Raw genomic sequence first — 10,583 nt, forward strand, 5'->3', positions numbered from 1 at the left:
GAGAGGTACATCTGCGACGCCGAGCTGTCTCGACGGCTGATCACCGAGGCCAAGCTGACCCCGCAGCGGGCATGGCTGGGCGAGGTCTCGGCCGTGGTGTTGCAGCAGGCACTCGCGGACTTGAACACCGCGTACCGGAACTTCTTCAACTCCCTGTCTGGCAAACGCAGGGGCCGCACGGTCGCGCCGCCGCGGTTCCGGTCGCGCAAGGACAACCGGCAGGCCATCCGGTTCACCAAGAACTCCCGGTTCACGGTCCTCGACAATGGCCGCCTGCGCCTACCGAAGGTCGGCGACCTGCCCGTGCGCTGGTCACGCAACCTTCCGGCGGACCCGTCGTCCGTGGCGATTATCCGGGACGCATCTGGGCGGTACTTCGCGTCGTTCGTCGTGCAGACCACCGACGAAGCGCTGCCGCCGGTCGACTCCGAGGTGGGTATCGACCTGGGGCTGACGCACTTCGCGGTCCTCTCCGACGGCACGAAGGTCACGGCACCGACGTTTCTGCGCCGCGCGGCCCGCAAGCTCAAGCGGTTGCAGCAGGATCTGTCCCGCAAGCAGCGGGGCAGCAGCAACCGCAAGAAGGCCGTCAAGAAAGTGGCTCGGGCGCACGCCCGGGTGGCCGACACCCGGCGGGACTGGCAGCACAAGCTGTCCACGGCGATCATCCGCGACAACCAAGCGGTGTACGTCGAGGACCTGTGCGTGGCTGGTCTCGGCCGTACCCGGCTGGCGAAGTCCGTGTACGACGCCGGGTGGGCCAGCTTCACCGCAATGCTGGAGTACAAGGCCGCCCGCGCCGGGCGGAGGTTCGCAAAGGTCAACCGTTTCGCGCCCACGTCGCAGACCTGCTCAGCGTGCGGCCGGATCGACGGACCCAAGCCGCTCAACGTCCGGTCATGGACCTGCCCATGCGGGGCGACCCATGACCGGGACGTGAACGCGGCGATCAACGTGTTGGCCCAGGGACGCTGGGACAACTCAAACGCCTGTGGAGCGCAGGTAAGACCGGCATCCGTGCCGGCACCGCGCCATGAAACAGGAATCCGCCCGAGCGCCACGCGCTGTTCCACGCGCAACGCGGAGGGAATCCCCGCCCTTCAGGGCGGGAAGAACGTCAATTCGACGACACCACCGGCCAGATCGTCACCGACAACTGGGGCGGCGCCCTATAGGACTCCTGACAAAGTGGTGGGCTTGACCTGGTCAGAGGTTGGTGTCGTGCACGAGGCCACCGGGTAGTGGGACGCGGTCGACCGCGTAATCGCACGCGATAAACGTGGCGACGTCGGCGATCACCCCCGGGATACTGATCGCCGATGGATGAGGTCGAAGTCGTCGTCGCCCATTCCGAGCGCGCGACTCTGCGCGTCGGTGACGTGTTCTTGAAAGTGGACGCCGATCAGGCGCGCATCGACGTCGAGGTCGAGGCGATGTCCCTCGCGCCGGTCCCGACCCCGGAGGTCCTGTGGCGCAAGCCGCCCGTGCTCGCGATCGCCGCACTCCCGGGGACGACGCTCGGGCGCCTCGGCGGGCCGTCGACCGGGTCGCCGGCGGCGTGGGCAGCGGCGGGCGCCGCAATCCGGAACCTGCACGAAGCGCCCCTGCCGCCCCTGCCGGGCCGGGCCGGCCGGAGCGTCGTCGCGCTGGCGGCGGAACTCGACGACGAGTGCGAGTCGCTCGTGACGAACGCTGTCCTGCCCACTGACCTGGTCACCCGCAACCGCCAGGTCGCCGAGGCCGCGCTCCGGCCGTGGACTCCGGCGTTCACACACGGCGACCTGCAGATCGCGCACGTCTTCGTCGACGGCGACGAGGTTACCGGCATCATCGACTGGTCCGAGGCGGGCCAGGGTGATGCCCTGTACGACCTCGCCACCTTCACGCTCGGACACGAGGAGCACCTTGACGACGTCATCGCCGGCTATGGCACCGACGTCGACCTCGACGTGATCCACGCGTGGTGGTCGTTGCGAAGCCTGCTGGCAGTTCGCTGGCTGATCGAGCACGGCTTCGACCCCTTCGCGCCGGGCTGTGAGGTCGACGTGCTCAGAGCCCGGCTGTGAGGCTGCGTGGGCCCGACCGCTACGTCTGCTGCTGACGCACCGAGCAGGTCATTCCCTGGGCGATCGTCCGCCCTTACCCGCAACAGAGTGCGGTGCGCAGTCGTCGCCAGCAGATGACGGCGCAGCCAAGGGTGACGAACGCGTGGCTGCCCCGGGGCAGCCGCCGGCGGCCGGGAGATCAAAGGTTGAGCGGGTGCGGGTCGTCGGCCAGCTCGCGGAACCGATCCTGCGGGGCGGGCATCAGGCGCCGGGCCGACAGGTCCAGCAGGCCACCCACCCCGGTCAGCGCCGCCACCCGGGTGCCGTCCGCACGGACGAAGTCCTGCTCGATCCGGAAGGTCTTGCCCTCACCCCAGTGGAACGCGCAGGACACGTCCACCTCGTCACCGCCGCGTAGCTCCCGCAGGTAGCGCAGGGTGACCTCGAGGGCGACCGGCCCCACGCCGGTGGCGATGAGCCGGTCCTGCGAGATGCCGGCGGCGCGCAGGCACTCCCACCGGGCGTGCTCGGCGTACTGGAGGTAGACGGCCTGGTTCAGGTGGCCCTGGGTGTCGAGCTCGTAGCCACGGACGGTGATGCGTACCCGGAACGGATCTCCCACACCGCAGAGCCTACCGACGGGTACGACATCGCCAACCGGGACGCCTCCCACCAGCACCGGGATCAGAGCCGACCGCCGGCACCGAGACCCGACGAGCGGCCGCCGGTTCCCGAGGCGGCCGTCCGCCGGCGGCGGCAGACTGGCCTGATGTCCTCGACGATCCTGGTGATTGGCCCCAGGCTGGGGGTGGCGCTGGTCGTGCTGACCATCGCGGCGGCGGTCGTCGCCACCGTGGGGCGGCTCGGGCACGGCCGGCAGATCCTGGTCGCCGCCGGTCGCGCGGCGGTCCAGTTGGCGGCCGTCTCGCTGCTGATCACCGCCATCGTGGTGTCGCTCTGGGCGACCGCCGGTTTCGTCGTCCTGATGTGCGTGGTCGCGGCGGGCACCGCCGGTCGACGGATCACCCGGGGCCGGCACGGCTGGTGGGCCACCGTGCCGGTCGTGGTGGGCAGCATGTCCGTGGTGGCGGGGCTGCTGGTGGCCGGACTGGTGCCGTTACGGGGGATCGCTGTCATCCCGGTGGCGGGGATCCTCATCGGTGGGGCGATGACCGCGACGTCGCTGGCCGGCCGGCGGATCCTGGACGAGCTGACCAACCGGTGGGGCGAGGTGGAGGCCGGCCTGGCGCTGGGGCTGCTGCCCCGGGACGCGGTCCTGCTCGTCTGCCGTCCGGTGGCCGGTCAGGCGCTGGTGCCAGCGCTGGACCAGACCCGCACGGTGGGGCTGGTGACGCTGCCGGGCGCGTTCGTCGGTGTGCTGCTCGGTGGCGCGGACCCGCTGACGGCCGGGATCACGCAGGTGTTCGTGCTGGTCGGGCTCCTGGCGGTGGAGGCGGTGGCGGTCGTGCTCACCGTGGAACTGGTGGCCCGTGGCCGGCTGCTACCGGCCCGGTCCGAGGCGCTGCGGTGAGCCCAACGGTCAGTGGATGCGGCGACCGTGGACCTCCCGGCACGGTCGAGCAGCCCGACCAGCCGCTGCCACCGCCGGCGCATCGCGGCCACCTCCGTCACCCCGGCGAAGTGGGTGTCGTAGATGTGCTGGATGACAGTGGTGCCGCTGCGCAGCACGTGCCCGTACGGCACGTGGTGGAAGAAGAGCAGCAGCTCGTCCGGGTACCGGTCGAGGGACTCGTACACCTCCGGCCACGGCGGCGGGTACTGGCCGGGAACAGCCAGGGCGGCGGCCTCGCGCACTTCGGGATCGGACTGCGCGACCAGGTCTGCCCGCCGAGCACCGGGTTCGCCGCCTACAACCAGTACGGCGCCGGCAACGGCCGGCCCGCCGGGCCGGAGCGGGACCTGCACGTCTACCCGTTCAACGGGCACGAGGGCGGGGAGGCCGTGCAGGTGCGCCGGCAACTGCGGTGGCTGGCCGGTGTGCTCGGGCACTGACCCGCCCGGCTCCCGCCGATCGCTCACCGGGCGGGGACCGGCGCCCGGTGAGCGCGGCGAGCCCGCAGCAGCGGGTCGAGCGCCCACGCGCCGGGGCCGAGCACCGCGATGAGCAGGAACGACCAGCAGAACAGCACGGCCAGTTCACCGCCGTTGCGCAGGGGCAGCAGGGCGTCCGGCTGGTGCACCATGAAGTACGCGTACGCCATGGAGCCGGAGGCCAGGATCGCGGCCGGCCGGGTGAGCAGGCCGAGCAGCACCAGCGCGCCGCAGATCCCCTGGATCAGTGCGGCCCACCAGCCCGGCCACTGGCCCAGCGGGATCGCCTCGCCGGTGCCCCGGTTGCCGCCGAGGACGCCGAAGAGCGAGGCCAGGCCGTGGCAGAGGAACAGCAGCCCGATGACCACGCGGAAGAGGGACACCGCTGGTCCGACGATCTGCTCAGCACGCATTGCGACACCTCCGTTGCGGGGAACCGACGGGGCCCAGGATGCCGACGCGCATTTAGTCGTGTCGATACTTTCCCCCACTGTGGGAACGCTCCCATGGACGGCTGGCGTCCCGCTGCCCGCGCTCCCCGTCCGCGTCACGCGGCCGGGTCCGGCGGTCCGACGCCGCGGCGGAGTCGCGCGCTCGGCAGCGGTGGGCGGCTGCTGCGCCCGGCCCCGCGGCCGGTCACGGCCGGTCGGAGCGGCCAGCTCGACCGGTGATGGGAGGATTGCCGGCGATGCGATCGAACGGAACGCCCCGGCTGTCGGCCGCCGTGGCCGCGGCCGTCGTACTCGCCGTGCTGGCCCCGACCGGCGCGGCGGCCGACCCGACGCCCGCCCCGGGTGCCCCGGTGTGCCAGATCCGCGACGACCGGCTGACCGAGATCTCCGGGCTGGTGGCCACCGACGACGGGTACGTCGTGGTCAACGACGGCGCGGACGACGAGGCCCGCCGCCGGATCTTCTTCCTGGACGCGGACTGCGCGGTGACCCGGGCCCTGCGCTACCCGTCCCGGCCCCGGGACACCGAGGATCTCGCCGTCGGCGCGGACGGCACGATCTGGGTGGCGGACGTCGGCGACAACGACCGTTCCCGGCAGACGGTCGCGGTGTGGAAGCTCGCCCCGGGTGCAGCCCGGCCGGTGCTGTACCGGATGGCGTACCCGGACCGTCCGCACGACGCCGAGGCGATGCTGGTGACCGGCGACGGCCGGCCGGTGATCGTGTCCAAGTACTCGGGCGTGCTCTACGCGCCGAGCACCGCCCTGCGGGCGGGCGCGACGGTGCCACTGGCCCAGGTGGGGCAGGTCCGGCTGCCGGCCTCCACGACGAGCAACCCGTTCTCGGTGCTCGGCCGGACGGCGGTCACCGGCGCCGCCACCGCGCCGGGCGGCGACCGGGTGGTGCTGCGTACCTACGCCGACGCGTTCGAGTTCGACGTCACCGGCGGCGACGTGATCGCCGCGCTGACCAGCGATACGCCGCGGGTCACCCCGCTGCCCGACGAACCGCAGGGTGAGTCGATCACCTACAGCCGGGACGGGCGGTCCCTGCTCACCGTCTCCGAAACCGCCGACCAGCCCGCCGGCACCCGGCCGAGCATCCTGCGCTACCCGGTGGCGGCCCCGTCGCCCGTCGCGCCGTCGCCCGCCGCGACCGCCGCGCCGCCTACCACGTCCGCGCCGGGCGGCCGGGTCGCCGGCGACCGGGCCGACCGCGCCGACCGCGGGGGCACGCCGATGGTGGCGGCGGGGGCGGTCGGCTTCGGCCTGCTGGTGGCGGGCCTGCTCGTACTGGTTCGGTGGCGGCGGTCCCGCCCCGACCGGCCGCGCTGACCCGGGCGGCGAACTCGGTTGCCGGGCATGCCGGCGGTGCGCTTGGGTGTGGCCATGCCGGCCGACCGGATCGACTCGTACTTCGTCTGCGCCACCCCGCGTACCGGCAGCTCGCTGCTGCTCGGGTTGCTGGAGTCCACCGGCGTCGCCGGTCGTCCCCAGGCGTACTTCCGGTCGCCGGACGAGCCGCTCTGGGCCGACCGGTGGCGGCTGCCCCGCACCGCCGACGGCGACATCGACTACGCCGACTACCTGCGGGCCGCGCTCGCCGAGGGCCGGACCGGCAACGGGGTGTTCGGCGCGAAGCTCATGTGGGGAACGGTGGACGAACTGGTCGCCCGCCTCGCGACCGTCCACCCCGACCTGGCCGGTGACGACACCGCCCTGCTGGGTCGGGCGTTCGGCCGTACCCGGTTCGTCTTCCTGCGCCGCGCGGACGTGCTGGCCCAGGCGGTCTCCTGGCTGCGAGCCGAGCAGACCGGCACCTGGTTCGTCGGCGGCAACGGGGAGATCAGCGGCAACACCGGCACCGGCCGGGCGCCCCGCTTCGACGCCGCCGGGATCCGGCACCACGTCGAGGTCATCGAGGAGCACAACGCGGCATGGGAGGCGTGGTTCGCGACGCGGCGGATCCGGCCGTACCGGGTGCGCTACGAGGACCTCGACCAGGACATGGTGGCCGCCACGCGCGGCGTCCTGGACTTCCTCGGCCTGGAGCCGCCGGCCGGGGACGGCACCATCGTGGCCCGGCACCGGCGCCAGGCCGACCGGCTCAACCGGGAGTGGATCCAGCGGTACCGGGCAGCGGCGGCCGGCGGCTGAGCCGCCCACCACGCCCGCCACGCCCGCCGACGACCGTCACCGGGAGCGGCCCGACGCGCCGGGGCGCGCGGATCGTGGTCCGGGCGATCGGCGGGCGGCTACGGCGCGTCGACCACGTCCCGCCCGAGCGGCCAGAACGCCGCCGGGACGAGCTTGAAGTTGGCCACGCCGAACGGGATGCCGATGATCGTGACGCAGAGCGCGACGCCGGCGACGAGGTGGGACAGGGCCAGCCACCAGCCCGCCAGCACCACCCAGAGCACGTTGGCCAACCCGGACGCCACCCCCGCGCCCGGCTTGGGCACCAGCGTGCGGCCGAACGGCCACAGCGAGTATCCGGCCAGGCGCAGGGAGGCCACCCCGAACGGGATGGTGACGACGAGGACGAAGCAGATCAGCGCGGCGATGCCGTAACCGATGGCGAGGACGAGGCCGCCGCCGAAGATGAGCCACAGCACGTTCAACCCGAAGCGAATCACGCCTACCAGCATGACCACCGCTCGCCACCGGACGTCCCGGCGTCGGGTTCAGATCCGGTACGGCGACAGCAGCAGCCCCGCCTCGAGGCGTTCCATCAGGGCCACCTCCAGCGCCAGGTAGTCGACGCCCTGGTTGACCAGGTTGCCGTGCTCCAGGTGCAGCGCCTCCCAGAACATGTAGCGCAGTTGTTCGTTCAGGGCCTGGTAGCCGACCGGGTCGATCAGCCAGCTCAACAATTCGAGCTGGGGGTCACCCGAGGTGGCGTGCCGGACCAGGTCCTTGCGCATCTGGCGGAGCAGCTTGTGGTACTGGTCATGGGTGAGCGTGCCGCTGGGGTAGGTCTTGACCTCGGCGACCAGTTGGAGGACGTACTGCCGCCGGAATCCCTGGTTGGTCCAGACGAACTCCGCGCCGTAGGCGACGATGTCGAGCACCCGGTCGTCGGCGTCGACCTCGAAGCGCACCCAGGCGTCGGGCCGGTCGTCGATGATCTGCCGGGCGGCGAGCAGGACGCCGGCCGCGCCGGTGTACTTCCCGCCGCCAAAGAGGTAGTCGCCCAGCACAGTGCAGATACCGTCGTGATGCAGGCACAGCCGCCCGGCGATCGGCCCGAGCAGCGCGAACAGCTCCTTGGCGTTGCCCTCCATATCCTGGATGAACAGCAGGTCGACCCAACCGACCTCGGCGTACTGGGGGCCAGGGTGGGCCGGGCTGGCGTTGGAGTACGGGCGGTACCGCTCGTAGGCGAGCAGCCCGGCGAACTCCTCCTCGGACAGGTCGTCGAGGAAGTCGAGGATGGCGCCGAGGGCTGTGGCCACCTTGGCCGGATCCTCCGAGAGGCTCTCCAGGTAGTCGCGGATCTCGACGAGCAGCGCGTCCGACTGCTCGCGCTGAAGGAGCCGCAGGAACTTCTCCTCGGCCTCGGTGCCCAGCGTGGCCAGTGCCGGTTTGAAGAAGTCCAGCAGCTCGAACGCCCGCGCCGCCACCTCGTCCAGCAGCGGCCGCACGTCCGGCAGGGTGGCCCAGAGCGTCTTCAGCTTCGCCCAGATCTCGGCCATCCGGGCCGCCTGGACGGCGTTGCGGGCACCGGCCACCACCGCCCCTTCGCCGATCATCAGCAGGATCGCGTCGAGGAAGATCGGACCCATGATCCGACCCAGCAGGAGCAGGAACTCCACCCCGACCGGAGCGGCGTGCAGCTTGAGGAACGGCTCGGCGGCGGCCGCGGCGAGCATGCCTCCCGTCTCCCGGGCCACCTGCTCCGCGCCCGCCTGCCACAGCGACCAGCCCGCGTAGCAGAGCACCGCGACCAGGATCGGCCCGGACGACAGCAGCAGGATCAGCGCGACGATGCCGATCAGATCCTCGACCAGCCGCTCGCCGATCCCGATCACCATGCCCGCCTGCACCACGGTGCTGGCGATCAGCATGTGCTCCTGCATGCTGGTGCAGAACTTGGCGTAGATGTCCTCGTAGAACTGCAGCTCGCAGAGGCCGCTGCCGGTCAGCCCGTCGCGCAGGCCGCCGCCGAAGGCCGCCATCCCGCGCATCACCGCCTGCAACTCGTCCGGGTAGTCGGTGACCGGCGGCAGCGCGGCCCCGAACGTCGCCAGCAGCGACGAGGCCACCTGGGTCACCACCGGGGCCAGCGTGAGCAGGGGAGCCAGCCCCGCTTCCACCGCCCCGGCGTCGCTCCACGACCGGCCCCGCATCGCCGCCGCGCTGGCCTCGGTGCCGAGCCGCAGCGTCTGGTCCCAGACCTCCTGCAGCACCGCCTGCAACGCGGCCGGGTCGGGTGACAGGTGGGCGTCGAGCGCGTCCAGCAGCGGTCGCAGGTCGGTCTCGCCGGCCAGGTGCCCGCGCAGGGTGGTTTCGATCAGCGCGGCCAGGTCGGGCAGCCGGTTCCGGGCGGCCGGATCGGCCGCGCCGGGCGGCAGCGCGCCGGGTGTGCGTACCGCCGGGGTGCTGACCACGTCGACCACGGTGACCTGGTCGGCGGTCGGGTCCACGGCGGCCGGTGACCCGGCGGGCTGCTGCACCGCGACCGCCGCGACCACCTGCTGGTCGGCGGCGCGCGGGCCGGCGAGCATCAGCCGGCCGGCGCCGGCCCGGCGGGGTCGCCGGGAGCGGCGCCGCCCGGTGCGAAGACCTTGACGTACGCGTCCGCCATGGTGCCGTCACCGGAGCTGACGATCTGCTGGGCCAGCTCCTCGCGCCGGTTGGCCAGGTCCGCCGCCGCGTTCGCGGCCCGCCGCTCCTGCAACGCCTCGTCCTGCAGCGCGACGTTGTAACGGTCCAGCGCCGGCGCGAGCCCCTGCAACGCCTCGACCACGATGCCCTCGGTGCGCATCACGTTCTTCTGCACCGACATGATCACGCCGGGCACCCGGAACGCGGCACCGCTGACCGGATCCACGTAGTCGGTGTACTTGTCCCGGTTGACCTGCCAGACCCGGGTCACCGAGCCGTCCCGCTCCGGGTAGGAGCGTTGCCGGACGAAGTCGGTCACCGGCTCGCCGCGCCAGTCCACCATGTTCTTCAGCGCGTGCAGGATCTCGGCCTTCACCTCGCGCTTCTTCTCGGCGTCGGGCACCATCACCTCGTCCAGCAGCGCCTGCAGCTCGGGCAGGGTCCGCTCCCGCTTGGACTCCGCGTAGTTGTTGAAGAACGCCACCCGGACGTCGACCAGGTGCAGGACGGTGATGAACTCCTGGTTCATCTGCCGGAAGACGAAGTTCAACGGCGCGGACAGGTTGATGTTGGCGATCTCCCGGGTGATCGACGTCTCCTCGCCGGCCGTGGTGGTCACCTCGGAGCTGGTGTTGACCTGCACCTCCCGCTTCGACGACGCGCTGGCCGAGTGCTTCTCGGTGGCCGAGGAGATGTTCTTGGCGAACTCCTCCCGGCTGGAGTTGGTGGAGCCGGCCACCCCGCCGGAGACGTCGACCGACCCGAAGCCCCAGGACGCCGAGGCGGAGACCTCGGCGTTGTACTCGAAGCTCTTGGCGTACGTGCTCTGGTCGGACTGCTCGGACTGCACGGCGGACTCGAAGGCGGTCGCACTCTCCTGCGAGAACGAGTCGAGGATGCTGGACGCCTGGGCCTGGGTCGAGGTCGACTGGGTGAACGTCTTGACGCTGATGGTGGTCTTCTCGCCCGGCAGCAGGGTCATGGTCTGCACCACCCGGCCCGCCCCGAAGGAGCCGAGGTAGGTGGAGAGCCGGTACTCCTCGACCAGCATCAGCCGCGGCTCGGCCGCCTCCGGCACCGGCACGTACGCCGGCACCTCGCTGCCCCACAGATCGGTGAAGACCACCGGCTCGTAGCCGACCTGGATCTGCCCGGCGATGCTGATCGCCTGCTCGTCCTCCTTCGGCTTCCCCCCACCGCCCCCACCG

The 10,583-nt window shown here is 72.0% G+C and carries 11 protein-coding genes and 1 pseudogene; 6 read left to right on the forward strand and 6 right to left on the reverse strand.

The genetic code is table 11. From position 1 onward, the window contains the following. Positions 1-1,242: RNA-guided endonuclease InsQ/TnpB family protein (locus DLJ47_RS29005; protein WP_199236046.1), on the forward strand; the 1,242-nt coding region annotated here is incomplete at its 5' end. Positions 1,243-1,319: 77 nt separating this feature from the next. Then, positions 1,320-2,066 carry a phosphotransferase family protein gene (locus DLJ47_RS29010; RefSeq protein ID WP_109904703.1) on the forward strand — a complete coding sequence of 249 codons (747 nt, stop codon included), beginning with the start codon at positions 1,320-1,322 and terminating at the stop codon, positions 2,064-2,066. Positions 2,067-2,244: 178 nt separating this feature from the next. Here the strand turns inward: DLJ47_RS29010 and DLJ47_RS29015 are convergent, their stop codons facing one another. Beyond that, the gene (locus DLJ47_RS29015; RefSeq protein WP_109904705.1) at positions 2,245-2,667 is read right to left on the reverse strand and encodes an acyl-CoA thioesterase; all 423 of its coding nucleotides are present in this window, start codon (positions 2,665-2,667) and stop codon (positions 2,245-2,247) included. 147 nt (positions 2,668-2,814) lie between these two features. Between DLJ47_RS29015 and DLJ47_RS29020 the strand changes: the two genes are divergently transcribed. After that, positions 2,815-3,576 carry an ABC transporter permease gene (locus tag DLJ47_RS29020; protein ID WP_109904707.1) on the forward strand — a complete coding sequence of 254 codons (762 nt, stop codon included), beginning with the start codon at positions 2,815-2,817 and terminating at the stop codon, positions 3,574-3,576. Positions 3,577-3,641: 65 nt separating this feature from the next. Here DLJ47_RS29020 and DLJ47_RS37195 read toward each other — a convergent pair. Next, a pseudogene (locus DLJ47_RS37195) lies at positions 3,642-3,860 on the reverse strand (hypothetical protein); the annotation flags it as partial. Here DLJ47_RS37195 and DLJ47_RS37200 point away from each other — a divergent pair. Next, positions 3,753-4,058, forward strand: a complete 306-nt coding sequence (locus DLJ47_RS37200; protein WP_446723612.1) for an acetylxylan esterase — start codon at positions 3,753-3,755, stop codon at positions 4,056-4,058. The pseudogene DLJ47_RS37195 and the gene DLJ47_RS37200 sit on opposite strands and share 108 nt — an antisense overlap. 23 nt (positions 4,059-4,081) lie before the next feature. Here DLJ47_RS37200 and DLJ47_RS29035 read toward each other — a convergent pair whose 3' ends face one another. Then, positions 4,082-4,510 (reverse strand): DoxX family protein, encoded by a 429-nt coding sequence (locus DLJ47_RS29035; protein WP_109904709.1) that lies wholly within the window; start codon positions 4,508-4,510, stop codon positions 4,082-4,084. Between the two features lie 275 nt (positions 4,511-4,785). Here DLJ47_RS29035 and DLJ47_RS29040 point away from each other — a divergent pair, with 275 nt between their 5' ends. Both DLJ47_RS29040 and DLJ47_RS29045 read left to right on the forward strand, forming a co-directional pair. Then, a complete protein-coding gene (locus tag DLJ47_RS29040; protein WP_233258073.1) occupies positions 4,786-5,883 on the forward strand; it encodes an esterase-like activity of phytase family protein in 1,098 nt (365 codons plus the stop codon). 27 nt (positions 5,884-5,910) lie between these two features. Further along, the gene (locus tag DLJ47_RS29045) at positions 5,911-6,705 is read left to right on the forward strand and encodes a Stf0 family sulfotransferase (protein ID WP_109904711.1); all 795 of its coding nucleotides are present in this window, start codon (positions 5,911-5,913) and stop codon (positions 6,703-6,705) included. A 98-nt stretch (positions 6,706-6,803) separates the two neighbouring features. Here the strand turns inward: DLJ47_RS29045 and DLJ47_RS29050 are convergent, their stop codons facing one another. The 3 genes from DLJ47_RS29050 to DLJ47_RS35980 all read right to left on the reverse strand — a co-directional run. Continuing rightward, positions 6,804-7,184, reverse strand: coding sequence for a YccF domain-containing protein (locus DLJ47_RS29050; protein ID WP_088997705.1), 381 nt, complete (start codon positions 7,182-7,184; stop codon positions 6,804-6,806). A 48-nt stretch (positions 7,185-7,232) separates the two neighbouring features. Next, a complete protein-coding gene (locus DLJ47_RS29055) occupies positions 7,233-9,275 on the reverse strand; it encodes a hypothetical protein (protein WP_109904713.1) in 2,043 nt (680 codons plus the stop codon). Then, on the reverse strand, positions 9,275-10,583 hold a 1,309-nt coding region (locus DLJ47_RS35980; RefSeq protein ID WP_158289907.1), incomplete at its 5' end, for a hypothetical protein. The genes DLJ47_RS35980 and DLJ47_RS29055, both read right to left, overlap by 1 nt.

The organism is Micromonospora sp. S4605 (genome assembly GCF_003176715.1).
Taxonomy (GTDB): Bacteria; Actinomycetota; Actinomycetes; order Mycobacteriales; family Micromonosporaceae; genus Micromonospora; species Micromonospora echinaurantiaca.